Source organism: Luteococcus peritonei, from assembly GCF_039526385.1.
Classification (GTDB): domain Bacteria; phylum Actinomycetota; class Actinomycetes; order Propionibacteriales; family Propionibacteriaceae; genus Luteococcus; species Luteococcus peritonei.
In genome coordinates this window covers 174,941-199,742 of sequence record NZ_BAAAIX010000034.1, presented here as the reverse complement: position 1 = coordinate 199,742, position 24,802 = coordinate 174,941, and the positions used below count along the sequence as shown (strand labels likewise).

Annotated in this window: 20 protein-coding genes and 1 pseudogene; 6 read left to right on the top strand and 15 right to left on the bottom strand. The window is 71.4% G+C overall.

Annotation, left to right across the window (positions count from 1 at the left end; all coding sequences use genetic code 11):
* Positions 1-82: 82 nt before the first annotated feature.
* Together ABD073_RS15015 and rpsT are read left to right on the top strand one after the other, a co-directional pair.
* Positions 83-2,017 (top strand): annotated as a pseudogene (locus tag ABD073_RS15015) (alpha-amylase family protein); the annotation flags it as partial.
* 259 nt (positions 2,018-2,276) lie between these two features.
* On the top strand, positions 2,277-2,537 hold the full coding sequence (gene rpsT, locus ABD073_RS15010) for a 30S ribosomal protein S20 (protein ID WP_343875917.1): 261 nt from the start codon (positions 2,277-2,279) through the stop codon (positions 2,535-2,537).
* 76 nt (positions 2,538-2,613) lie between these two features.
* On the opposite strand, the gene ABD073_RS15005 is transcribed toward rpsT, so the two are convergent.
* The 6 genes from ABD073_RS15005 to ABD073_RS14980 form a co-directional block, all read right to left on the bottom strand.
* Positions 2,614-3,195 (bottom strand): GNAT family N-acetyltransferase, encoded by a 582-nt coding sequence (locus tag ABD073_RS15005; protein WP_343875915.1) that lies wholly within the window; start codon positions 3,193-3,195, stop codon positions 2,614-2,616.
* Between the two features lie 15 nt (positions 3,196-3,210).
* Positions 3,211-4,212, bottom strand: coding sequence for a DNA polymerase III subunit delta (gene holA, locus ABD073_RS15000; RefSeq protein WP_343875914.1), 1,002 nt, complete (start codon positions 4,210-4,212; stop codon positions 3,211-3,213).
* A gap of 371 nt (positions 4,213-4,583) precedes the next feature.
* Positions 4,584-6,896: a ComEC/Rec2 family competence protein gene (locus ABD073_RS14995; RefSeq protein WP_343875913.1), complete on the bottom strand. Its 2,313-nt coding sequence runs from the start codon at positions 6,894-6,896 to the stop codon at positions 4,584-4,586.
* Between the two features lie 25 nt (positions 6,897-6,921).
* A complete protein-coding gene (locus tag ABD073_RS14990) occupies positions 6,922-7,737 on the bottom strand; it encodes a ComEA family DNA-binding protein (RefSeq protein ID WP_343875912.1) in 816 nt (271 codons plus the stop codon).
* Positions 7,738-7,963: 226 nt separating this feature from the next.
* Complete coding sequence (locus ABD073_RS14985) at positions 7,964-10,648, bottom strand: multicopper oxidase domain-containing protein (RefSeq protein ID WP_343875911.1); 2,685 nt, start codon at positions 10,646-10,648, stop codon at positions 7,964-7,966.
* Between the two features lie 46 nt (positions 10,649-10,694).
* On the bottom strand, positions 10,695-11,312 hold the full coding sequence (locus ABD073_RS14980; protein WP_386751678.1) for a helix-turn-helix transcriptional regulator: 618 nt from the start codon (positions 11,310-11,312) through the stop codon (positions 10,695-10,697).
* A 193-nt stretch (positions 11,313-11,505) separates the two neighbouring features.
* Here ABD073_RS14980 and ABD073_RS14975 point away from each other — a divergent pair, with 193 nt between their 5' ends.
* Complete coding sequence (locus tag ABD073_RS14975) at positions 11,506-12,252, top strand: VIT1/CCC1 transporter family protein (RefSeq protein ID WP_343875907.1); 747 nt, start codon at positions 11,506-11,508, stop codon at positions 12,250-12,252.
* Here the strand turns inward: ABD073_RS14975 and ABD073_RS14970 are convergent.
* The gene (locus ABD073_RS14970) at positions 12,249-13,211 is read right to left on the bottom strand and encodes a DUF4192 family protein (RefSeq protein ID WP_343875905.1); all 963 of its coding nucleotides are present in this window, start codon (positions 13,209-13,211) and stop codon (positions 12,249-12,251) included. The genes ABD073_RS14975 and ABD073_RS14970 overlap by 4 nt on opposite strands.
* Before the next feature lie 131 nt (positions 13,212-13,342).
* Here ABD073_RS14970 and ABD073_RS14965 point away from each other — a divergent pair, with 131 nt between their 5' ends.
* Entirely contained in the window at positions 13,343-14,134 is a 792-nt protein-coding gene (locus tag ABD073_RS14965) for a hypothetical protein (RefSeq protein WP_343875903.1), read from the top strand.
* Positions 14,135-14,177: 43 nt separating this feature from the next.
* Here ABD073_RS14965 and ABD073_RS14960 read toward each other — a convergent pair whose 3' ends face one another.
* A complete protein-coding gene (locus tag ABD073_RS14960; RefSeq protein WP_343875901.1) occupies positions 14,178-15,377 on the bottom strand; it encodes a L,D-transpeptidase family protein in 1,200 nt (399 codons plus the stop codon).
* Positions 15,378-15,552: 175 nt separating this feature from the next.
* On the opposite strand from ABD073_RS14960, the gene ABD073_RS14955 reads away from it, so the two are divergent.
* Positions 15,553-16,296, top strand: a complete 744-nt coding sequence (locus ABD073_RS14955; protein WP_343875899.1) for a TSUP family transporter — start codon at positions 15,553-15,555, stop codon at positions 16,294-16,296.
* Between the two features lie 75 nt (positions 16,297-16,371).
* On the opposite strand, the gene ABD073_RS14950 is transcribed toward ABD073_RS14955, so the two are convergent.
* Complete coding sequence (locus ABD073_RS14950; RefSeq protein WP_343875897.1) at positions 16,372-17,454, bottom strand: glycerophosphodiester phosphodiesterase family protein; 1,083 nt, start codon at positions 17,452-17,454, stop codon at positions 16,372-16,374.
* Positions 17,455-17,706: 252 nt separating this feature from the next.
* On the opposite strand from ABD073_RS14950, the gene ABD073_RS14945 reads away from it, so the two are divergent.
* Positions 17,707-18,246 carry a DUF1707 SHOCT-like domain-containing protein gene (locus ABD073_RS14945; protein ID WP_343875895.1) on the top strand — a complete coding sequence of 180 codons (540 nt, stop codon included), beginning with the start codon at positions 17,707-17,709 and terminating at the stop codon, positions 18,244-18,246.
* An 8-nt stretch (positions 18,247-18,254) separates the two neighbouring features.
* Here the strand turns inward: ABD073_RS14945 and ABD073_RS14940 are convergent, their stop codons facing one another.
* The 6 genes from ABD073_RS14940 to aroC form a co-directional block, all read right to left on the bottom strand.
* Positions 18,255-19,139 carry a 3-methyladenine DNA glycosylase gene (locus ABD073_RS14940; protein ID WP_343875893.1) on the bottom strand — a complete coding sequence of 295 codons (885 nt, stop codon included), beginning with the start codon at positions 19,137-19,139 and terminating at the stop codon, positions 18,255-18,257.
* A 1-nt stretch (position 19,140) separates the two neighbouring features.
* On the bottom strand, positions 19,141-20,844 hold the full coding sequence (locus ABD073_RS14935) for an NAD-dependent malic enzyme (RefSeq protein ID WP_343875891.1): 1,704 nt from the start codon (positions 20,842-20,844) through the stop codon (positions 19,141-19,143).
* A 95-nt stretch (positions 20,845-20,939) separates the two neighbouring features.
* Positions 20,940-21,896 carry an L-lactate dehydrogenase gene (locus tag ABD073_RS14930; RefSeq protein ID WP_343875890.1) on the bottom strand — a complete coding sequence of 319 codons (957 nt, stop codon included), beginning with the start codon at positions 21,894-21,896 and terminating at the stop codon, positions 20,940-20,942.
* Between the two features lie 37 nt (positions 21,897-21,933).
* On the bottom strand, positions 21,934-23,025 hold the full coding sequence (gene aroB / locus ABD073_RS14925; RefSeq protein ID WP_343875888.1) for a 3-dehydroquinate synthase: 1,092 nt from the start codon (positions 23,023-23,025) through the stop codon (positions 21,934-21,936).
* A complete protein-coding gene (locus ABD073_RS14920; protein ID WP_343875886.1) occupies positions 23,025-23,606 on the bottom strand; it encodes a shikimate kinase in 582 nt (193 codons plus the stop codon). Before ABD073_RS14920 ends, aroB begins: the two co-directional genes overlap by 1 nt.
* The gene (gene aroC, locus ABD073_RS14915) at positions 23,599-24,792 is read right to left on the bottom strand and encodes a chorismate synthase (RefSeq protein ID WP_343875885.1); all 1,194 of its coding nucleotides are present in this window, start codon (positions 24,790-24,792) and stop codon (positions 23,599-23,601) included. Before aroC ends, ABD073_RS14920 begins: the two co-directional genes overlap by 8 nt.
* Between the last annotated feature and the right edge of the window lie 10 nt (positions 24,793-24,802).

Sequence of the window (24,802 nt, the reverse complement as noted above, 5' to 3'; positions counted from 1 at the left end):
GAGGCCACAGCGCCCTCGGCGGGAAAGCTCCCATCACCCGAGTGTCATGAACCTGCCTGCGACCAACATCTAGGCTTGGTCCATGCCGATCCCCACGCTGCCCTGGACCCGCACCGACGAGCGCAATCCGCTGGAGGCGAGGGTCGAGTCCGTCCTGGGCCGGGGTCCGGCCGCCACCAGCTTCCGGCTCCGCTGGCAGCGCTGGTCGCCGGGCCTGGACGAGAGCCTGCGCGCGGTCTACGCCGAGCGCACCGACGATCTGATGGACCGGCTGCTGGAGCTGATGCTGACCGCCGCCAGGCAGCGCCCCGAGGCCTTGCGCGAGCTCGACGAGCAGCGCCTGCTGCAGCCCGACTGGCTGCAGCGCCCCGAGATGGTGGGCTATGTCTGCTACACCGACCGCTTCGCCGGAACCCTGCGCGGTGTCACCGAGCACCTGGACCACCTCGACGAGCTGGGGGTGCGCTACCTGCACCTGATGCCGCTGCTCAAGCCGCGGCCCGGGGAGAATGACGGCGGCTATGCCGTGATGGACTACCGCACCGTCCGCGAGGACCTGGGCACGATGGACGACCTGGCCGAACTCACCGGCACGCTGCGTGAGCACCAGATCTCCCTGGTGGTGGACCTGGTGCTGAACCACGTCGCGCGCGAGCACGAGTGGGCCGAGCGCGCCCGCGCCGGTGAGCAGCGCTATCGCGACTACTTCATGGCCTTCGACGACCGCACCATGCCCGATGCCTATGAGCAGGTGCTGCCCGAGGTCTTCCCCGACTTCGCGCCCGGCAACTTCACCTGGGACGACGAGCTGCAGGCCTGGGTGTGGACCACCTTCAACAGCTACCAGTGGGACGTGAACTGGGCGAACCCGGACGTCTTCTGCGAATTCCTCGACGTGATCCTGCACCTGGCCAACCAGGGCGTCGAGGTGGTGCGACTGGACGCGATCGCCTTCATCTGGAAGCAGCTGGGCACGGTCTGCCAGAACCTGCCGCAGGTGCACGACATCACCGAGGCGCTGCGCGCGGCCGCCCGGATCGTCGCCCCGGCGCTGGCCTTCAAGGCCGAGGCGATCGTCGGTCCCGACGACCTGATCCATTACCTGGGCACCGGCCGGCACAGCGGCCTGGTGAGCGACATGGCCTACCACAACTCGCTGATGGTGCAGTTGTGGAGCTCGCTGGCCAGCCGTGACACCCGGCTGATGGAGGTGGCCCTGGGCCGCTTCCCGGCCAAGCCCACGAGCACCACCTGGGGTACCTATGTGCGCTGCCACGACGACATCGGCTGGGCCGTCACCGACGAGGATGCCGCCGCGGCCGGCCTGGACGGCTTCAGCCACCGTCGTTTCCTGAGCGACTTCTACTCCGGCGAGTTCATGGGCAGCTTCGCCCGCGGCCTGGTCTTCCAGGCGAATCCGGCCACCGGTGACCGGCGGATCAGCGGTTCGCTGGCCTCGCTGGCCGGCCTGGAGCATGCGCTGGGCGAGGGCAGCCGCCAGGACGTCTGGGATGCGGTGGACCGGATCAACCTGCTGCACGCCGTGGTGATGGGCTTCGGCGGCATCCCGCTGCTCTACATGGGCGACGAGTTCGCCCTGCTCAACGACCACCAGTTCGCCGAGGACCCCACCCACGCGGCCGACAACCGCTGGGTGCACCGGCCCCGGATGCCCTGGCGCGAGGTGGCCCAGGTGCTGGCCGATCCGCAACACCCGGGCAACTGGGTGCACGCCGCGCTGAAGCACCTGGTGCAGGTCCGCGGCGCGACGCCGCAGCTGCACGCCTCGGTGGAGTCGCGGGTGCTGCCCAGCCCCGACCCGCGCCTGCTGCTGCTGGTGCGTGAGCACCCGCTGGGCACGATGGTGCAGCTCTACAACTTCAGCTCCGACCAGGTGCACATCCCGATGGGCACCGTGGGCGAGCAGCTCGGCGAGCGGGCGGTGGAGCTGATCGGCGGCTACGAGTACGACCTGCGCCCACCGGTGCTGGCCGTGGGCCGCTACCAGGCGATGTGGTTCGTCGAGCCGGAGGCGCGCGGGGTCTCTCGCGGGACGCCGGCCCGCATCACGGCCTTCCGTGCGTCATCGCCCCTGTTCCAACGGGGGTGATGTTCTGTCGGCGGCCGTGATGAGCCCACATCGGGATGCCTGCAGGATCTGAGTCGTCAGCGATTTGAGCCCCGTGCCCGTGCGCTGGTAATGTGACGAGTCGCGTCCTCGACGCCGACGTCTTTTCCAGACATTCCAGCTCCGATCCAGTCAAAGGGTTAATTCAGTGGCAAACATCAAGTCCCAGATGAAGCGCATCAAGACCAACGAGAAGGCGCGTCAGCGCAACAAGGCCGTCAAGTCGGGTCTGCGCACCGCCGTGCGTCGCTTCAACGAGGCCGTGGCCGCTGGTGACAACGAGAAGGCCACCACCCTGGCCCAGGCCGCCAACCGCGCTCTGGACAAGGCTGCCTCCAAGGGTGTCATCCACAAGAACCAGGCTGCCAACCGCAAGTCGGCCATCAGCCTGAAGGCCAAGTCCCTCTGATTCGGCGGCGGTCACACCGACCGCCTCGCATCACCCGCCAGCAGCCCTCGGGCCTACCGGCCACAGACGAAGAGCTTCACCGAACAGCGTCTCGACCCGACTGGGGGTCGAGGCGCTGGTCTTGTCGTCTCCAGTGGAGCTGCGGTCCGTCGTGGCAGTCGTGCCTCTCCCCTACGAGCTGGAAGCCGCACCGGCGCAGCACGGTCTGACTGGCGAGGTTGTCCACCCGGGTGTCGGCCAGCAATTCCCGCACCGGGGCACCCAGGTCCACCTCCTGCGCCAGCAGGGCACGGCAGACCTCGCCGGTGGCCTCCGTCGCGAACCCCTGGCCCCAGCTGGCGGGGACGAAGCCGTAGCCGATGTCCACGGCGCCCTGGTCGTCGGGCCGCCCCTTGACCCCGATCGAGCCGATTGCCTCCAGGTCTGCGCGCCGCACCACCGTCCAGGTGCCCGTGACATGGTCCTCGGGGTGCTCGGCAGCTGCCATCAGCAGGGGGTAGATGGACAGCAGGTCGCCGGGGTGGTCCGGCCCGTGGTGCACCAGCCCGAGCCCGGCGTGGGGCAGGAAGAAGTCCTCGCTGGTGATCCGGGCCGCCACCTCACGCATCTCGAGCGGCAGCAGGATGCAGCGCTCGGTGAACAGCCGACCTGCGCTCATGTGCGGTCCAGGGCTTCAGCGGCCGACGTGGTGCGCGCGGTCAATGGCGAGCAGCATCTGCTCCAGCGCAAAGTCCGGGTCGCTGGCGGCACCCTTGACCTGGGCGTCGGCGAGCGCGACGGAGCGCAGCGCCTGGGAGACGCCGGGGGCGCTCCAGCTGCGCGAGAGGCGGGCCAGGTCCTTGATCTTCCACGGCGGGACGCCGACCTCGCGGGCCATCTCCCCCTCGCCCATCCGGGCGGAGCGCACGTCGAGGTACTTGCCCAGGCCGCGCAGCGAGTTGGCCACGGCGCTGGTGACCAGGACGGGGGCCACGCCGGTGGACAGGGCCCAGCGCAGCTTCTCGAGCGCGGGGCCGGGGCGGCCGGCCATGATGTCGTCGGCGACGGCGAAGCTGGTCACCTCGGCGCGTCCGGCGAAGTAGCGGGCGATCATGGAACTGGTGACGTTCTGGCCCTCCCAGTCGCTGGCCAGCTGTGAGAGCGCGCCGGCCAGGGCGCGCAGGTCGGAGCCGACGGCGTCCACCAGCGCCTGGGCGGCCTCCTGGTCCAGGCCGAGCTTGATGCGTCGGGCCTCGGTGGCCACCCAGCGCGGCAGTTCCCAGTTCTTCACCGGGGCGGCCTCGACGACAGGGATCTTGGCCTTCTTGAGCTTGTCGACCAAGCCCTTGCCCTTCTGCCCGCCGGGGTGCACCAGGGTGAGGCAGAGGTTCTCACCCGGGTCCTTGGCGGCCGCCAGCATGGCGTCGAAGAGGTCCTGCGGCAGGTTGGACAGCTCCTCCACCACGACGATGTCGGCGCTGGAGAAGAGCGAGCCGCCAGTGAGCTCGGCCAGCCGGTTTCCCTCCAGCTCGCCGGCCACCACCTTGGTGATCTCGGCCTCGGGCTCCTGCTTGCGGGCGGCGGCGACGCGTTCGGCGACGGCGCGCTCCGCGATCAGCGACTCGGCGCCCATCACCAGCACGCAGCTGCCGAAGGTCGCCTCGGGTGCCCGGCCGGGGGTTCGCTGGTTTGCCACGTCCCCAAGCATGCCAGTCGCCACTGACAGAACTGATCAGCGCCGAACCCTGTCAAGGGTGAGCCTCGAATCCCCTAGCCTGACGCCACAGCGCTCACCAAGGAGGATCCATGACCACCATCGCACGCCTTTCGGCAGCCACGCTCGTCTCTGCCGTCGCCCTGGCCTCGATGGCCGGCCGAGGCCCGCGAGTACCGCCAGCACTCCACCGGCAAGCACCGGACGCTCCAGTCCTGCCGCAAGGCGCAGGGGGTCCACATCGACTACATGCGCCAGCAGGGCTTCAAGCTCTACCGACGCGATCCCTGCGAGCACAGCCAGTGGGGTTGGACCGGCTGGACCTTCTACGTTCGGTGACCCCGCGCGTAGCATCAGGGAGGACCCTCGCGCTGACGGCGCACCTCGAGGCGATCACCGTCGCGCCAGACCGTGATGGTGCCGCCCAGGTCGGTACGGACCACCTGCATGCCGCACCGCTGGGCCAGGCGCAGGGCAGCGGGGGCCGGATGGCCGTAGTCGTTGCGGAAGCCGGCGCTGGCCACGGCCAGCACCGCACCTGACTCGCACCAGAAGCGTTCGTCCTGCCGAGACGAGCCGTGGTGCGGCATCTTGAGCACCTCCACCCCGGGCTGCCAGCCCTGGGCCACGACCCGCTGCTGCCCGGCCGGCTCCACATCCCCGCCGATCACCAGGCGCAGGGTGCCGACCTGGACCAGTCCCACCGTGGAGCTGTCATTGTCCTGCGAGGACTCGCCCTCCCCCATGCTTGCCAGGACGGCACGGGCCCCCACCCCGACAGTGGTCCAGCCGACCTGCCCGATGCGGAACTGCTGACCGACGACGGCCATCTCGATCCGGATGGCGCGTGCCTCCGCCGAGCGTCGAGTACGGGCCGCCGCAGCAGCGGGAGACTCCATCGGATTGAGCAGCACCGCGCCCACCGGGAGGGCCTGCAGCAGCTCCCGCAGGGAACCGATGTGGTCGTCGTGGTAGTGCGTCAGCACCAGCAGGGGCACCCCTCTGACCCCCAGGCGGCGCAGACAGTCGACCACGTCGCCGCCCGGCGGGCCGGTGTCCACCACGACGGCCTGGCCGTCGCCCGCGCGCAACACCGTCGCATCGCCCTGCCCCACGTCGCAGAAGGCCACCTGCCAGTCTCCGGGCCAGCCGAGCGGCCTCGGCTCCCTGATGCAGGCCAGGCACAGCACCAGGCAGAGGAGCAGGCACGCCCATCGTCGTGCGAGCAGCCAGGGGACGGCTGGGGCCACCAGCAGGCACAGGACACCCAGCAGGAGCACCAGGACCGGCTGCGCGGGCCAGCGCCAGGTGGCTGCCGGGAGCGCGGCCAGCGTGGTGGCGGTCCAGATGATCGGCTGGACACACCAGCCGGCCACCCACCCCAGGACCGACGCCAGACCCGACCACAGCGGCGCCACGATCATGGCGGCCAGGCCCAGCACCGTGGCGGGCCCGACGAAGGGCCCGGCCAGCGCATTGGCGGCAAGCCCCACCACGGAGACCTCCCCGCTGATCGAGGTGACCACGGCCTGGGTGGCGAGCTGGGCGGCCAGCGGAACCACCACCGACTCGGCCAGCCATCCGGGGGCCCAGGCCATGGCCCGGGTCCAGCGCTGGCCCCACCACAGGATCCCGCCCGTGGCGAGCGCTGACAGCGCGAAGCCCAGTGAGCGCGCCAACCACGGGTCCACCAGCACCAGCAGCCAGACGGCCAGGCACAGGTGGCGCAGCCCCCGGCCCCGCCCTCCCGCCAGGCCCAGCCCCGCCAGTGCCACCAGCCCCATGGCCCCGGCACGCAGCACGCTGGGTTCGGCGCGACAGACCGTGACGAAGGCCAGCACCCCCAGCAACCCCAACCCGCGCACCGGCCAGCCCGTCAGCCCGGCCCAGCGCGCAGCGCCCAGCAGGAAGACCAGCGTCAGGGTCAGGTTGGTCCCCGAGACCGCTGTCAGGTGGGTCAGGCCGGTGCTGCGGAAGTCCTCCTCCAAGGACTCGTCCAAGCCGGCGGTGTCGCCCACCACCAGAGAGGGCAACAGGCCTGCCTGCTGCGCAGGGCTGTGCCGCATGGCGTCGTGCAGACCCCGTCGCAGGGCGTTGACGGCGCGCGCTCCGGGCGAGGGCGGGGCCAGTTCCAACGGCGGGGCTCGGACCTGGAGCAGGGCCGCCACCGGCCGCCCGTTCTCGCGCTGTGAGAGTCGCCCCTCCAGCTGGATCCGCTCGCCCGCGGCGCAGCCGGCCAGCGCCTCGGCCAGCTCTCCGCTGGCGCGCACCGTCAGCGGCAGCTGCTGGAGCACGCGCCGCCCCCTCCCGTCGAGCTGGACCATCCGGGCCTGTACCAGTGCCATCGGAGGCATCACTCCACGACGGGGGTGCAGCACGACGTCACCGTCAACCACCACGACGGCGCGCACCACGGCCCGTTCCCGGGCCAGCTGGGCCACCGTCGACGAGTCGAGGCGGTGTTCCCGCCCCAGCCCCGAGGCCGCGCAAGCCAGGCAGACCAGCACCGCGGCCAGGCCCCTGCGGGTGAGGCCCCGATGACGGCCCCAGAACAGCACGACCGGGACGACGGCGCACAGGGCCGCCGCCGTCCGGACCTCGGGAGCGGTCCCCCACCAGGCGCCGGCCCAGCCTGCGGCGGCCAGGGGAAGCAGGCGAAGGTCCAAGGGCTCCGATCTGGCGGGCTCGCGCTCAGACGCGGACATGCTGGGCGATTCGCTGGTAGCTCGTGGGGCCGATGCCGTCAACCTCCTGCAGCTCGTCCACCCGGCTGAAGCGCCCGTGCTGGCTGCGCCAGTCCAGGATCTTCTGCGCCGTCACCGGACCCACCCCGGGCAACTGGTCGAGCTGTTCGGCGGTGGCGGTGTTGAGGTCCACCAGGGCCCCGCCCGCCGGTGTGCCCGCCCCAGCTCCGCCATGTCCGCCGGAGGGCGCGGCCGCCCCGCTCTGTGACTGGGAGCCGGAGGCAGCCTGCTCGGCCGGACGGACCTCGCCCCGGGGCCGCTGCCGGGTCCCGATGACCACCTGGCTGCCGTCGGCCACCGGCGCCGCCAGGTTGAGTTCACCGGGCGAGGCGCTGGCCAGCAGTCCACCAGCAGCCGTGATCGCGTCGGACACCCTGGCGCCGGCCGGGAGCTGCACCACCCCCGGGCGTCGCACGGCCCCGATCACGTGGACCCGCAGGGCGGCCTGGACAGACGGCGTGGCCGGTGCCGGGGACGCGCCACCTGCAGCCGGAGAGGGGGTCAGGGCCGCCGATCCCCCGGAGACCGGCTGCACGGCCAACGGCACCTCGCTGGGTCGGGAGCGCAGCAACCAGCCCACCGTGCCCACCAGACCGAGAGCCAGCACGAGCGCCACCGCCACCAGGTGGCCGCGGCCGAAGGCCATCAGCCGCTCGGCACGGCTGGGCTGCAGTTCGACGGGTCCGGTCTCGGCGACGTCGGCTGAGGGGCGGGCGTCTGGCCGGACTGCGGTTTCGGCACCGGGGTCGATCTGCCCAACCACCGGCGGCCCCGTGCGGCCTTCCTCGTCCGTCCGGTCCGGCGCGCACCGTCGGGGTGAGGGCACCAGGGGTGGCGCGCCCGCCGTCACGTACTGCAGCCGGGCGCGTGCCAGTTCGTCGAGGTCATGGGTCCGCACACCTGGAGCTTGGACGCCGGCCGCGGGGATTCCTCACGCCCGAGGTGGGCTGTGGACAATTCCTCGACGCCCGCAACCCTGTGGACAACGGCTACCGGGAGACCTCGATGAAGCCGTGCGCCCCTCGCTCGGCATCCACCATCTGGTGATTCACGAAGGGATAGCGGCCGGCCTCGGTGAAGGCCATCTCCACGAAGCCGCCCTGGCTGGCCAGCAGGCCCAGCGTCTGGCTGCCGCCGTCGACCGATCCGGGCACGCCAGGTGTTGTCCCGTTCCGCAGCTTCCAGGAGCCCTCGGTCCAGACCGAGTCGAACTGCCCGCCCACCACGTGGAAGGCCAGCGGTCGGGTGGGGCCGGCGTCCAGCACCCAGATCCGCACCCGCTCGCCCACCCGCGCGGCCAGCGGCGCCCGGTCGTACTGACCCGCATAGCCGTTGAAGACCACCGCATCGGGCTTCTCCTGGGCGATCTTCTCGGAGCTCGCGATGCCGGGGCTGCCGTCGGCCGCGGGCGCGCCGTAGTACTGCTCGCCCTGCACCAGCACGTACTCACGGTCCACCTTCGGCAGGTCCGGCGGGTCGATCACGACGGCGCCATACATGCCGTTGGCGATGTGCAGGCTCATCGGCGCGGTGGAGCAGTGGTACATCCAGACCCCGGCCCGCTTCGCCGTGAAACGGTAGACCAGGCTCTCGCCAGGGGCGATGGTGCGCATCGGCGCTTCCGGGGCCACCGAACCCGCATGGAAGTCGATGGAATGGCCCATGGTGCCGTCGTTGACCAGCGTCACCTCGAAGACGTCACCGACCCGTCCACGCAGCACCGGTCCGGGAACCGCACCGTTGAAGGTCCACACCGTCTGCTGCACCCCGGGCGAGACCTCCTGGACCTCCTCGGTGGCGGTGAGCGTGAGCTTGTGCACCTTCATCGTGGTGGCCGGGGGCAGTGCTGCCACGCGAGCCTTCCAGCCGGCGGCAGGATCACGGCTCTGGTCCAGGGTGGGGGCCGGCGCGGTCCCGGTGGCCCCGTGGTCGTGCTGCATCCCGCTGGAGGCACTCGACGAGGGCTGGGCCGCACCACCGGTGGTCTCGACGCGGAAGACCATGCCGAGCTGTCGATGCCCCGCCACGGAGCACCAGCCGTCCACCGACTCCCCCACGACGCCGACGTCGAGGGTGGTACGGCCACCGGGCTCCAGACGGCCGGAGGTCTGCCCGGTGGCCAGGATCAGGTCGTGGATCATGCCGGGGTCCTGGTTGACCAGGTTGATGACCAGGCGGTTGCCCGCCGGCACCTGCACCACGTCGGGCACGAAGCGCATGTCCTTGGCGACGACGTCGACCGTGGTGGTCTGCCCGGTGGCGGAGACGCCACCGGAGGCGTCGGAGGAGCCGAGCATGGACCGGAATCCCACCGGATCGACGGCGACGGCCAGGCCGGCCACCACCAGCCACCAGGCCAGGGCCCAGGCCAGGCCCCGGGGGATGCGGCGGGCGCTCGGCTGGTGCTGCAGGTCGTCACGGGCCTCACCGTGGGAGCGCAGCCGCCAGGCCCTCCAGACCAGCACCGGGAAGCAGGCCAGGACCAGGAAGACGGCCAGCGAGGTGGTGACCTTCCAGACCGAGGTGATGGGCAGCAGGAAGGTGGCCAGGCCGAGGTTGAGCAGGGCCCAGCGGGCCACCGCGCCGCGCTCGAAGACGTCGCTGGTGGTGCGCACCATGGCGGGGCCGCCGCCCAGCACCACCGGGAGCAGATAGCTGAGCGCACCGGCGAGCACCTGGGCCAGGAAGCCCACCACCAGCAGCGGAACGCTCTGGCGCAGCGAGGCCACCAGCTCCGCCTGCCCGGCGCTGGTCACCAGCAGCACGGCCAGCCAGAGCAGCCAGACCACCATCCAGGCCTGCGCCGCGGCGGCGGAGAGCACTGCGAAACTCGTGGTGGGCTTGACGCGCCAGGCGCGCAGGATGGGGCCCAGCTGCAGTACGACGGCGGTCAGGTAGGCAGCCGTACCCGCCAGCGCAGCCAGTCGCCAAGCCAGAGCTGCTGGTCCGGCGAGCAGGGGCGCAGCCGCCAGCAGCACGATGCCGACGAGCATCACGGGCAGCGCACGACGTGCGGCACGCTCGGTGCCGTCGTCGGCCCGGGCCCGCAGCATGGTGGGCCACAGCGTGGCCAGCGTCCCCCAGACCGTCAGGCCGATCCAGCCCAGCACGTTGAGCACCAGGTGGCTGGTGAGCAGGCCGTCGGCCCAGCGTCCGAAGGGCACGGCCATCAGGGCGCCGAGCACCACACCGACCAGCAGGCAGAGAGCGGCCCACTGGTACCAGCGCACCGTCATCGCGAAGCGTGCCGGCAGGCTGCTGCGCGCCTGGCCACCCAGCTCGACGATGATGTAGCCGGCCATCGCCGCCAGCGCCGCAGCGCCGATCCAGACCGGGACGGCCCACTGCCCCACCACGCCGACGCTGAGCAGCACCAGCGCGGCATTCAGCAGCGCGAGCTCCACCACCTCGCGTCGGTGGCCCCGCGAACCGGTGCGCAGCACGGCATCGGCGAAGTGGTTGCTCCACACGACGATGGCATTGCTGGCCACGCCCAGCGTCATGAAGTGCACCAGCAGCCAGGTGGAGCGCGGCACGAAACGGTGCACGTTGACCATCACGACGGCCGCGAGCATCCACAGCAGCATCGGCACCGCTGCGCGGGTGTGCCAGCCTCGCCGGGTCAGCCGCTTCGGGTCGTCGAGGCCAGCAGAAGAAGATTTTGCAATGTCCATGTCGTGCTAAATGCTAGCCCCTGCCCCGTTGGGCGCGACGACCGCCCTAGCCCATCGGCTCGGTCGGCAGCTGCGGCGCGCGCAGGTGCAACAGGCAGCCCTGGGGATGGCCCATCGGCTCGATCGCCATCTGCGAGCCGTCCTGGCCCTGCCGCTCCACGATCGCCTGCGCCAGTCCGAGGTGCACGGAACAGACCACGTCCGGGTTCTGGCGCGCCGCCGACAGGATCGGGCAGCTGCGCAGCAGCCAGGTGGCCTGCGAGAGCTGGTGGGGCTGGAAGCCGAGCTGGGCCATCCAGGCCTGCAGCTCGACCGGCTCGCCGTCACCGTGGCCCAGCCGAGAACCCCAGGAGCGGCCAGCGGCTCGCGAGGCCCCGGCAGCGTCGGGCAACTGGGCGAGCTGCTCGGCGAGCACCTCGGCCAGCAGTTCGTAGTCACGCGCGACGTCGGTGATGGCGGTGGTGGCGCGGTACATCAGCGCCGGACGCCCCCGGCCGGCGGGTGAGGAGGACTCGCGCTCCACCAGGCGCTGCTCGAGGAGTGCGTCAAGGTGTTCGCGCACGGTGTTCGGGTGCAGGTCCAGCTGGTCGGCCACCTCGCGCACCGAGCAGAGGCGGCCCCGGGTGCGCACTGCCTCGAGCACTGCGGCACGCGCCGCCGACATCGACGTGGGAGCCGTCGACGTGGGCGGACCCTGGGGACCTCTGGTTTGCATGGTGGCAGTTTACGAGGTGCGGTCCGTGCTTTGTGACGGCGGGTTGGACAACAGACACAGTCCAGGTGTCACCGCTTGTCAGACCGCTTAGGGCTGCCTCTCCTTCGTTGCGCGGTGTGCTCGGCGCACCCACCATGGAGTCATGGCAGCCCTTTCCATCAGCGCCCCCGCGGTCAGCACCGAGACCGCCGGGTCCGCCCCGCTGCGCACCGAGCGCAGCCTCAGCTCCAAGCTCAACTGGCTTCGCGCCGGTGTGCTCGGCGCCAACGACGGCATCGTGTCCACCGCCGGCCTGGTGATGGGCGTGGCCGGTGCCAGCAGCGACCGCACCGCCCTGTTCATCGCCGGCATGGCCGGCCTGGTGGCAGGAGCCCTGTCCATGGCCGGCGGCGAGTTCGTCTCGGTCTCCAGCCAGAAGGACACCGAGATCGCCGAGCTCCAGGCCCGCGGCCGCCTGCTCTCCCAGGATCCCCAGGGCCAGCAGCAGCGTCTGGCCGAGATCTACCGGGACAAGGGTCTGAGCGAGCAGACCGCCGAGCTGGTCGCCGCCGAGCTGAGCAGCCACGACGCCCTCGCCGCCCACGCCGAGGCGGACCTGGGCATCAGCGCCGACGAGCGCACCAGCCCGTGGAGTGCTGCCTGGGCCTCCGCCCTGTCCTTCACCCTCGGCGCGCTGATCCCGCTGGCGGTCATGCTGCTCAGCCCCGTCGAGGCCCGGGTCGTCGCCACCCTGGTCGCCGTCCTGGTGGCCCTGGCGCTCACCGGCGCCGTCTCCGCCCGGCTCGGCGGCGGCAGCGCCTGGCGCCCCATGGTGCGCAACCTGGTGGTGGGCGCGCTGGCGATGGGCCTGACCTACGGGGTCGGCAGCCTGGTGGGGACACAGCTCTAGCGCGACCCCGCCGGCTGGTGGAGGCTGTCGCGGCTGCAGCTTCGCTCCCAGGCCGACGGGTGCACCGCCGCCTGACTGAGCGCCTCCAGCACATCCACCTCCCAGTCATCGAGGCCGAGCTCCAGCGCACGGTCCACACAGCTGCCCAGCAGCGCCCCCTCGCCGGCCAGCCAGGCGGCGAATCCCATCGTGAGCACCGGCCCCGCCGCATAGGTGGAGGGGCACTGCGCCACGACGCGGGTCCACAGGTCCAGGTTCTCCGCAGCCCGCCGGCGCGTCATGTCGAGCCAGAGCGACTCGCGCACGTCGGGCAGGCCGGACAACAGGGCCAGCTCGGCCAGCTCACCCCCGGCCGGCTCGCGACCCGCCAGCGCCTCGCGCACCATCGTCCTGGCACGCTGCGTCCACCCGGCCTCCCCCAGCGTCACCAGCCGGTCCTCCGCCCGGTGGTGCAGCGCCTCGAGCTGGTCCACCAGCTCCGGCACGGGGCCCTGCACCACCGCCACAGCAGCCTCTCGCGTGGGGGCGGCGCTGAGGCCGGCGACGACGGCCGCGGCCACCACCGGCGATCGGCGCAGGGCCTCGGTCTCGCCGCTACGACCGTCCTGCGTCTGCCAGGTGGTGCTGGTCACCAGCACCCGGTCCAGCAGCCGGTGGCGACCCACCGCGTCGGTGGCGAGCTGCAGCGCCAGCTCACCGAGCTCGCGGTCGTCGGTCCAGGCCGCCAGCAGCACCAGGGGCGCCTCCAGCCGGTCGAGCAGCTGGGTGATCGATTCCTGTAGCGCCTCGGGCTGGTGCACCGCCTCCAGCTCCACCGCGCCCGTGGCATGCAGCCGTCGGTGCTCCATCACCTGGAAGACGAGCCGGTCAGTGGGCTGGTAGCCCATCAGGTAGGGGGTCAGCGCCAGCAGGTCCGCGGTGTCCCGCACGCCGAGCCGGGTGATGTCGTCAGTACTCATGTCCATGACTCTTGATGCAGGAGCCCGCACATCGTCATCCATCCACAGCCCGGAGCGGGACGCTCGTCCCTGTGGATGCAGGACGGCAGCCCGCTCGCACGGTCAGCGGCCGCGGGTAGTCTGGACGCACCATGAGCCAGAACCACCCGGACTCCCCCAACGGCCACTGGGCGGGCACGCGCCGCACCGGCGGACGTGACCCGTTGCAGCCCTTCGGTGCCGCTGCCGCACCGCCGCCAGGGCGTCCCGTCGGGAGTCGTGGGCCGCGCGGGCCCTGGTGGATGCTGCCGCTGGTCGCACTGCTCGGCTGTGCCCTGCTGGCCGCCTGGCTGCTGCTGCGCAACCGACCCGTGGAAGAGGATGCCGAGCAGCCGGCAGCCAGCCCGTCGACGAGCGCTGCCCCCGTCTCTCCGGGCACCACGCCCTCCGTCACCGCGCGCCCTTCCGGACCGGACACGGCTGCCGGGTCGACGCCCCCCGGCCCGGCCGCCAGCCCGACCCGGCCGGCCACCTCCGGTTCCCCGGCCGCCCCGGCTACCCCGGCCAGCAGCACCGATCCGGCGCCCAGCCCGCTGCCCAGTCAGCAGAACCGTAACCGGATCCCCTTCACCAGCAACGAGGACGAGTCCGCGGGCACCTTCGAGATCGTGACCAGCCGCTGGACCTCGCAGGGCCTGCTGCTCACCGTCCGGGTGAGCCTGACCCGGGGTCAGCAGCGGATCGGGTTCTTCGCCCTGGACAACCAGTCGGCCGCCCAGTACGACAGCTCGCCGACGGACCAGAGCTACCTGGAGGGCCGCCCGATCGTGGCGGGCCAGACGCTGGAGGGCACCGTCCTGTTCGAGAAGGAGCCCGGCGACACCACCGTCTTCCTGACCGGCTCCCGCGGCCGGCAGGTGGCGGCACTCCTGGTCAAGGGCTGAGTGGCAGCGGCCCGGGGATCCCGGGCCGTCGCGTGGCGTCCGCTCAGCGGTGGACGACCACCTTGTCGCCGACCTTGACCTGGCCGAAGAGCCACTCGATGCCGTCGCGGTCGCGCACGTTGACGCAGCCGTGGCTGGCTCCGTTGTAGCCGCGCGCGGCGAAATCGGCCGAGTAGTGCACGGCCTGGCCGCCCGAGAAGAACATCGCGAAGGGCATGGCGGTGTGGTACAGCGTGCTGACGTGGTCGCGCGACTTCCAGCCGACGCTGAAGGTGCCCTCACGGGTAGGGGTCAGCTCGGAGCCGAAGCGGACGCTGAAGCTGTCCTGCACCTTGCCGTCGATCACCCAGGACATCCGCTGCGAGCTCTTGGAGATGCACAGCACCCGCCCGGTCATGCAGCGCGGGTCGAGCTTGGCGGCCGCCACCTTCGGGGCCACATTGTTCAGCTCGTCCTGGGTGGGGGTGCGGGTCATGCCGTGCAGCAGGTCGAGGGTGCGCTGGTCCACATCACCGGTGGTGGGGATGCCGCGCTTGGCCTGGAACTGCTTGACGGCGGCCTGGGTGCTGGAGCCGTAGCTGGTGGTCACCTTGCCGGAGAACCAACCGATCTGCTTCAGCCGCGCCTGCAGGTCCTGCACCGAGGGCCCGGTGGAGCCGAGCTTCAGCAGGGCAGGGCCCGCCTTGATGATGTTGTACATCTGGTCATGGGTGGGCTGCTTCGTCCGCTCGACGAGGGCCTGCCAGGTCTTCTGGTCCAGCTCCCCGGTGACCGGCAGCGTTCGCTTGGCCTGGAAGCCCCGCACCGCGGCGGTGGTCGCCTCGCCGTAGCTGCCGGTGATCCGGCCCTCGAACCAGGCGAGCTGCTGCAACCGGTGCTGCAGGTCGCGCACCTTGTCACCGCTGGCCCCCGCCTTGAGCAGGGCGGGCGCGGTGGGCTTCTGGGTGGGCCTTGAGCTCGGGGTGGGCGAGCTGCTCGCCGAGGGGCTCACCGAGGCCGAGCTGCTCGCGGCTGCCGACGGGTCGGCCGAGGCGCTGGCGGCGCCGCCCTCGCTGGGCGTGGCGGTGGCGCTGGGCGTGGCGGTGGCCAGCTCGGAGACGCCGCGGGTGGCCTCCTGGGAGGACTGCTGGGCGGCCGGCGTGGCCGACTGGGCATCGGGGTCCACCTGGGCACATCCCGCCAGACCCACCAGGGTCACGGCGACGGGCAGCAGCAGGTACGGCTTGGCGACGGCGAAGGTCACGACTCACTCCAATTCACGGCGGACCACGAGGGGGAAGGATCCGCTCCCACACCCTAGGTCGGGCAGCTCGGCGGACGCTCGTCCCACACGCCGTCCGCAGCGGTTTTCAGGTCACCTTCAACGATCCTGTGGGTGGTGACGGGCGCTGAGGCCCGGCACGGAGCATGATGGCCGAATGGTCCTGGTGGTGGTCGCGGCCCTTGCCGTGCTGGTCGGCGCGACGCTGCAGCGCGTCTCGGGCACCGGTGTCGGTCTGGTGGTCGCCCCCACCCTCTCGCTCCTGCTGGGCGCCTCGCAGGGGGTGCTGGTCACCAATGCCGTGACGGTGGTCTCGGGCTTCGTGATCATGCTCACCGTGCTGCCCCGGATCGACTGGGACAGCTTCCGCTGGATCATCACGGCCGCCCTCCCCGGAGCTGTCACCGGCGCCTGGCTGGTCCACGCCCTGCCCGCCGCCTGGCTGCAGCTGGTGGTCGGCCTCGTGGTACTGCTCGCGCTCCTCACCTCGCTGACCTTGCCCGAGCTGCCCCGGCTGGGCGGCCGGCTGCCGATGCTGGCGGCCGGTCTGGTGGGCGGGCTGTTCAACACCACGGCCGGGGTCGCCGCGCCCGCGATGGTGGTCTACGCCCGGCTCAGCCGCTGGGAGCAGGAGCGCTTCGCCGCCACCGTGCAGCCCACCTTCATGACCATGGGCGCCCTGTCGGTGGCGCTCAAGACCGCCACCGCACCCCAGGGCCTGTCCGGGCTGCCACCGTGGTGGGTGCTGCCGGCGGTGGTCGTCGACGTGCTGCTCGGCGTCTGGCTGGGGACTCGGCTCTCCCGGCACGTCCCGGCCGGACGGGCCCGCACGCTGGCCCTCTGTCTGGCCGGCATCGGTGGCGCGCTGGCCGTGGCCAAGGGTGTGCTGGGTCTCGTCTGAGAGGTGGCATTCCCGCGGCACGGTCTGCTGCCGAGGTGGCAGCCGCCCGGTGGGAGGCTGCCCCTTCGAGGGGCGTCAGCGAGCGGGCCAGGGCGTCGGCAGCGGCATCTGCCGCTTCCGCATCACCTCGCGCAGGATGCTCGGCTGGTCGGTGATGATGCCATCGGCGCCGGCCTCGATCTGGGCCTCCATGGTGGCGGCGTCGTTGATGGTCCACGGCACCACCGTCATGCCGGCCTGGTGGGCGCGTTCCACCAGTGCCTTGTCGGCCACCAGGGTGAAGCCGTCGTCGCCGGCCTTGGCACCGTAGGGCACGGTGTAGCCCGGTGACAGGACCGTCGCACCCACCTGCTGGGCCGCCTTGACGATGTCGCCGCCGACCGCCTCGTGGTCCACCTCCCCGGTCCAGGGCGAGTCCTTGACCCAGGTGGTCTCGTCCCACAGCAGCACCAGCGGGATCGTCGGCTGCGCCCGGTGCACGAGCGGCAGGGAGCGCCAGTCGAAGGACTGCACCATCACCTTGTCGAGCTGGCCGGCCTTCTCGACCACCGGCAGGATGGCGTCGACGAACTCCTGCGGCGTGGCGGACGTGGTGGGCTCGGCCGCCTCCAGCTTGGTCTCGATGTTGTAGCGCACGTCTGCTCCGCGCTGCGCGGTGATCGCGAAGACGTCCGAGAGCTGCAGGATCTTGTTGCCCTGCACCACCTCCGCGGAAGAGAAGTCCTTCAGCTTCTTGCCGCAGTCGAGGGTCTGCAGCTGCTGCCAGGTCAGCTCGTGCACCAGCTTGCCGACGTAGGGGTACTGCGGGTCCTTGGGCGTGACCGGTGCCGTGTCGGCGCACTTCTCGGGCATCACGACCGGGTCGTGCCAGACGGCCGGGACGCGGTCCTTGGTGAGCACGATGTCGAACTCCAGCGTGCTCACCCCCAGGTCGAGCGCCTTCTCGAAGGCGCGTCGCGACTCCTCGGTGGTCTCCCCGCGGCCGCCGCGGTGGGCCTGCAGGTCGAAGGTCGCAGCCGCGGGCGAGGAGGGCGTCGGTGAGGCGCTGGTCGAGCTGCCCGAGGATGCGGTGGGGGATGCGGACGAGCCGCAGGCGGTGGCGGTGGTGATCACGGTCAGGGCACAGAGCAGGCTGAGCGCGCGTCGGGAACTGGTCAAGGGATCCTCCTGGGGGACGGTGCGGTCTGGTGGGCCGGCGTCGGTGCCGACCTCCCGCGGCCAACAGTCTTTGGCCCTCACCACCGGGCGCGGGCCGGCGAACAGTCACACTGGGTCACAGGGCTGTCACCGAGCCCCCGGTGCGAGCGAGCTGCACCGAGGCTGCGACCACGGTCCAGTCCTGGTGCGACGCCGGTCTGCTGGTCGCGTCCGGGCCTGTGCGGGAGCCCCCGGGGCGGCGAGAGTTGGGTCATGAGCCACGAACCCGTCACCGGCTTTCCCGGTTCCGTCCAGCACCCGCAGGCGACCTCCTTCGGGGTACCAGGCCTGGACTCCGCGCCGGCCGTCCCCGCCTGGGGCGCGCCGCAGCGTCCCACCACACTGGTGGGTGACAGCGAGCGTGACCTGGTCTGCGAGCAGCTCTCCCTGCACTTCAGCGCAGGGCGGCTCACCCACGAGGAGTTCGACCAGCGCACCCTGGCCGCGCTGCAGGCCCGTTCCCGCGCCGAACTGGGCACCTGCCTGGTGGGGCTGCCGGTCCCCCAGCTGCCCGTCGTGGCCTCGTCCTCGGGCGCGACGCCGGAGCGCCGACCCACCGCCACCCAAGGCGCGGTGGCCATGCTGGTGGCCCTGGTCAGTGGGGCGGCCGCCATCTTCCTGGTGCTGGCGATGATGGCCGGGGTGATGAGCGCTTCCGACTCCGACTTCGTGGCCGGGCTGATCCTCGGCTCGCTGGGCGCAGGTACCGCAGCGGCCGGCTTCTCCCACCTGGCGCACCTGCGTCGGCGCTGAGCGCTCGCTCAGCCGACGGAGACGGGCGCTGCGACGGCGGACTCCAACCGGTCGATCACGTCGAGCAACCGGGCGCGCAGGCCCACCGCCCGCTCGGCGAAGTCCCGCTGGCGACGCACGTAGTCGGCGCGTCCCTGCGGGGTCTCCACCATCACCGGCTCGTAGCCCCACTCCCGCAGGTCATAGGCGCTGGCCCGCATGTCCAGCTCGCGGATCTCGTGGGTGAGCTGGTAGCAGTCCAGCAGCAGGGCGGAGTCCACGGCACCGAGCAGCTTGCCGGCCCACTTGTAGGTGTCCATGTTCACGTGCAGGCAGCCCGGCTGGTCCAGCTCCACCTGGCGCTCGCGGGTGGGCCGCTCGCTGTTCAGGGGCACCGCCTCGGGGGTGAAGAAGCGGAAGGCGTCGAAGTGGGAGCAGCGCAGCCCCACCTGCTCCACCACCTGTGCCACCTCCTCGGGCTCGAAGCGCAGCGGCAGGTAGGAGTGCCGGGTCTGGTCCGGCTGCAGCTGGTAGACCATCGCCCACTCGTGCATCCCGAAGCAGCCCAGGTGCGCCGGCCGGCCGGCGACGGCCCGCAGCAGCTCACCGGCCTGCTGCGCTGTGCGTCCGCGCTTGGCCCAGAAGGTCTCGACGTCGAGCCAGGACCGGCCGTCCTCGTGCCGGTAGAAGCGCCGCTCGGCGTACTCCCCTTCCGGATCCTCCAGCACCACACCGATCCCGGGGTGCCAGAGGGCAAGCTCACCGGGGCGCAGCGTGTAGTAGTCGAACAGGAAGTCGTCGACGGGATGCTTGCGGCCCGTGCGGCGTCGCTCCACCACGTCCCCGAGCAGGGCACAGGCCCGCTCGCGATGGTCGTCGCGGCGGGCCTGCCACGTGGTGCGGTCGAGCAGCACGTCAGACGGCCTCGATACGCGGGTAGTCGGGGGTCCACATCTGCTCGTGGATGTCCTGCACCGGGTTGTCCAGCTTGCGTCCGGCCACACCCTCGATCTGGGCGGCGATGGCCACCGCCATGGCCACCCGGGCGGAGACGGCGCGCAGCTTGTCCATGCTGGGCAGCAGCGAGGCGCCCGGGGCATTGCTGTTGACCATCTTGGCCACCGCGGTGGCGGAGGCGGCGATCATGCCGTCGGTGACGCGGCTGGCGCGGCAGGCTGCCACGCCCAGACCCAGGCCCGGGAAGACCAGGGCGTTGTTGGCCTGCGCGATCTCGTGGCGAACACCCTGGTGGACCACGGGCTCGAAGGGCGAGCCGGTGGCGATCAGGGCCTTGCCGTCGGTCCAGGCCAGCAGGTCTGCGGGCAGCGCCTCGGACTTCGACGTGGGATTGGACAGCGGCATGATGATCGGGCGCTCGCAGTGGGCGGCCATGTCGCGCACGATCTTCTCGTTGAAGGATCCGGCCTGGGCCGAGGTGCCGATCAGGATGGTGGGCTTCACGTTGCGGACCACGTCGGCCAGCTCGTAGCGGCCCTCGACGTCCAGCGTCCAGCCGGCCAGCTCCTCGCTGCTGCGCATGAAGGGCTCCTGGAAGTCACGCACCTTGATGCCCTCACGCAGCAGGCCCCGCGAGCCCAGGCCCCAGAAGAGCTGGTGGGCCTCGGCCGGGTCCATGCCCTGGCTGACCATCTGCTCCACCAGCAGCTCCGCGATGCCCACGCCGGCGGTGCCGGCGCCGTGCACCACGATGCGCTGCTGCGACAGCGGCAGGCCGCTGCGGCGCACCGCCGACAGGATGGCGGCCACCACGACGGCGGCGGTGCCCTGGATGTCGTCGTTGAAGGTGCAGATCTCGTCGCGGTAGCGCTGCAGGATCTTGTGGGCGTTGTCCGCGCCGAAGTCCTCCCAGTGGATCATCGCATTCGGGTAGAGCCGGGTGACGGTCTGCACGAAGCGGTCCACGAAGTCGTCGTAGCGCTGGCCGCGCACCCGGGCGTGGCGATAGCCCAGGTAGGTCTCGTCGTTCAGCAGGTCCAGGTTGTCGGTGCCCACGTCGAGCACCACCGGCAGCGCACGGCTGGGGTGGATGCCGGCGGCCGCGGTGTAGACGTTCAGCTTGCCGACGGTGATGGCCACGCCGCCCACGCCCTGGTCGCCGATGCCGAGGATGCCCTCGGAGTCGGTGACGACCACCAGGTCAACGTCCTCGGGGGCCAGGTCCATGGCCGAGAGCGAGCTCTCCATCTCCTCGGGACGCTCGATCGACAGGAAGACACCGCGGGGCCGGTGGTACCACTGCGAGTAGGTCTCGATGGCCCGGCCGATGGTGGGCGTGTAGACGATCGGCAGCATCTCCTCGATGTGCTCGCTGAGCAGCCGGAAGAAGAGCGTCTCGTTGCGGTCCTGCATGGTGTTCAGGTACACGTACTTGGCCAGGTCGTCGGGCTGGCCCTGGTACTGCGCGTAGACGCGCTTGAGCTGCAGCGCCATGGTCATCACATTGGGCGGCAGCAGGCCGTTCACACCCAGGGCTGCACGCTGCTCGTGGGAGAAGGCGGTGCCGAAGTTGCTCAGCGGGTTGGCGAGCACCTCACGTCCGCGGCTCGCGATCTTGAGGACGTACTCGTCGCCTTCACGGACGTAGCTGAAATTCGACATGCGCACAAGCGTAGGGCCACAGCCGCCCCGTGTCTGAATCCGTCATGTGGGCGTTTTCTCAGCTGGCGTGCCTCTGGACGGGTGAGCGGGTCGGCTCAGTAGCCCAGCTGGGCCAGGGATGCCCGAAGCTGCTCGGCGGACAGGTGCAGGGCGGAGACCTCGGTGGGGTCCATCGGGATCTCCACCACCCGCTCGATGCCGGCGGAGCTGACCAGGGTGGGCAGGCTGAGCGCGACCTCGGAGACGCCGTAGTAGTTGGTCAGCACGCTGGACAGCGGCAGCACGGTACGGGCGGGGGCCAGCAGGGCCTCCACCAGCCGGGCACCGGCCAGGCCGATGGCGTAGTTCGTGGCCCCCTTGCCCTCGATCACCTCATAGGCGGCATGGGCGGCCTCGTGGGCCAGCTGGTCGAGCACGTCATCGGTGAAGACCTTCTTGCCCGAGACCGTCCAGTCCCGGATCGGGACATGGCTGATGGTCGCGCTGGACCAGACCGGGAACTCGCTGTCCCCGTGCTCGCCCACGATGGTGGTGTGCACATTGCGCTGGGTGACATTGGCCTTCTTCGAGATCAGCCACCGCAACCGGGAGGTGTCCAGCATGGTCCCGGTGGAGAAGATCTGGCTGCTGGGCAGTCCGGAGACCTTCTGCGCCACGACGGTGAGCACGTCGCAGGGATTGGTGACCAGCACGTAGAGCGCATCGGGTGCCTGCTTGAGCAGGCCCGGCATCATCTTCTCCATGATCTTGGCATTGGTGGCCGCCAGGTCCAGCCGGGTCTGGCCGGGCTTCTGCTTGGCGCCGGCGGTGATGATCACCACCGAGGAGTCCTTGACCACGCCGATGTCGTCGCCGCCCATCACCACGGAGCTGGTGAACTGCGTGCCGTGCGCCAGGTCGCGCACCTCCGCGTCGACCTTCTTCTTGTCGATGTCGTAGAGGCTGATCACGTTGGCCGACCCGCGGATCAGCGCGGCATAGGCCAGCGAGGTGCCGACCGCTCCGGCGCCGACGATGGAGAGCTTGGATGCCTGACGGGATGACTTGGCCATGGGGCAATCCTACGCCGGGCCAGCTGTGGTCAGTCCACTAGGCCCCGGGGTCGAGGGCCTGCCAGCACTCCAGCAGCACCTGCTCGGGCGGGGAGTCGACGATGGTGACCTCCCCCATCCGGCGCAGGCCCACCATGCGCAGCTGGTCGCCCCGCGCCTTCTTGTCCAGGCTCATGGTGGCGCGCAGCTGGTTCCAGTCCGCCGCGTTGTAGGCGGTGGGCAGGCCCACCTGGGACAGCAGCCGCCGGTGCCGGGCCACGTCGTCGGCCGCCAGCCCGGCCAGCCGATGGCTCACCTCGGCGGCGAAGACCATCCCGATGCTGATCGCCTCACCGTGGCGCCAGGTGAAGTGCTGCGCGGCCTCGATGGCATGGCCCAGGGTGTGGCCGTAGTTCAGCGCCTCGCGCCCCACCCGGTCTGCGCTCGAGGTGGCCTCGCGGAGGTCGGTGGAGACGGTCTGCGCCTTCACCTGGACGGCCCGCCGCACCAGCGTGGCGAAGCGCACGCTGGTCACGTCCCGAGCCTCGGCAGGGTCCTGCTCCACCAGCTCCAGGATCCGCTCGTCGGCGATGAATCCGCACTTGACCACCTCGGCCAGCCCGGAGCTGACCTCACGCTCCGGCAGGCCCACCAGCAGGTCCAGGTCGCAGAGCACGCCCAGCGGCTCGTGGAAGGCCCCCACCAGGTTCTTGCCGGCCGTGATGTTGATGCCGGTCTTGCCGCCCACCGCGGCATCCACCATGGCCAGCACCGTGGTGGGGATGCTGACGAAACCGACGCCACGCAGCCAGCTGGCGGCCACGAAGCCGGCCAGGTCGGTGGTGGCGCCACCGCCCAGCCCGACCACCACGTCGGAGCGGGTCAGCCCGGCCTCGGCCAGTCGATCCCAGCAGTGGAGCAGCACCTCGCCGGTCTTGGCGCCCTCGCCGTCCGGCACCTCGATGCAGGTGGTCTGCAGACCATCGGCGGCCAGCTCGTGGGCCACGGTGTGCGCGCGGTCGGCCATCACGCCGGCATGGAGGATCGCCACGCGCCGGGCGCCCTGCAGCAGCTCGGGCAGCCCGGACAGCGCACCCGCGCCGATCTGCACCCGGTAGGGCCGCTCGGCCCGCACCTCGACCTCGGCCATCACTGCTCCCCTGTCTGGTCGTCGTCCTGCACCGGTTCCGGCTGCTCCGGATCGTCGACGCCCAGCCGCGCCAGCAGCTCGCGCACCACCGCGGCGGGCTTGAGCCCGTTGGTGTCGATCCGGTGGGTCGAGACCTCCCGGTAGAGCGGCAGCCGCTCGTTCATCAGCCGCACCATGGTGGAGTGCACATTCCCGCCGGCCAGCAGCGGACGGCTGTTGCCGGTCAGCCCCACACGACGGCTGGCGTGGTGGGCGCTGACGTCCAACCAGACCACGGTGCGCTCGGCCAGGGCCTGGCGGATGAGGGGGTTCATCACCGCGCCACCACCCAGGCTCACGATGCCGGGGCGCCCCACCAGCTCCAGGGTGGTCTCGCGCTCCAGCTCGCGGAAGGCCGGCTCGCCGTCCATCAGGAAGATCTCTGGGATCGGCTTGCCGGCCCGCTGCTCGATCAGCTCGTCGACGTCGGTGAAGTCCATCCCCAGGCGACGGGCCAGCCGGGCGCCGATGGTGGACTTGCCGGCACCGGGGGCGCCGACCAGCACGATGGTCTCGGGCAGCCGGGGCGTGGGCTCAGCCATGGATCTTCAGCCCCTGCTCGGCGACCCGGGCCAGGTAGGCCTCCAGGTTGCGACGGGTCTCGGCCAGCGAGTCGCCCCCGAACTTCTCCAGCACGCACTCGGCCAGCACCAGCGCCACCATGGCCTCGGCCACGACGCCGGCCGCGGGCACCGCGCAGACGTCGGAGCGCTGGTGGTGGGCCCGGGACTCCTCGCCGGTGGCGGTGTCGATGGTGCGCAGCGCCTTGGGGACGGTGGCGATCGGCTTCATGGCCGCCCGCACCCGCAGCAGCTCGCCGGTGCTCATGCCGGCCTCGGTGCCACCGGCGTGGTGGGAGAGGCGACGGATCCCGTCGGGGCCGGGGGCGATCTCGTCGTGGGCCTGCGAGCCGCGCACCCGCGCGAGCTCGAAGCCGTCGCCCAGCTCGACGCCCTTGATGGCCTGGATGCCCATCAGGGCCCCGGCCAGCCGCGCGTCCAGGCGCCGGTCGCCCTGGCTGTGGGAGCCCAGGCCCGGGGGCAGGCCCCAGGCCAGCACCTCGACCACGCCGCCCAGCGTGTCGCCGGCCTTGTGGCAGTCCTCCACCTCGGCCTGCATCGCCTCGGAGGCCCGTGGGTCGTTGCAGCGCAGCGGGTCGGCATCGATCCGCTCCAGGTCGGCCAGGGTCGGGAAGGTGGGCGAGGCCGCCACCGGTCCCAGCTCCACCACATGGCTCAGCACGCTGATCCCGGCCACCTGCTGCAGGAAGTTCTTGGCCACCTGGCCCAGCGCCACGCGTGCCGCGGTCTCGCGGGCGCTGGCGCGCTCCAGCAACGGACGGGCCTCGTCCCAGTCGTACTTCTGCATCCCGGCCAGATCGGCATGGCCCGGGCGGGGCCGGGTCAGCTTGGCATTGCGGGCCTGCGCCTCCAGCACCTCGGGAGCCACGGCATCGGGGCTCATCACCTCGGTCCACTTGGGCCACTCGGTGTTGCCCACCATGATGGCGATCGGCGAGCCGAGCGTCTCGCCGTGGCGGAAGCCGGCCACCAGCGTCACCTCGTCGGCCTCGAACTTCATCCGGGCGCCGCGTCCGGCCCCGAGCCGGCGACGGGCGAGGGCCCCGCGGATGTCGTCGGAGGACACCTGCACATGGGCGGGGATCCCCTCCATCGTGGCGATCAGGGCCTGACCATGGGATTCACCAGCGGTGAGGTAGCGCAGCATGGCAGCAATC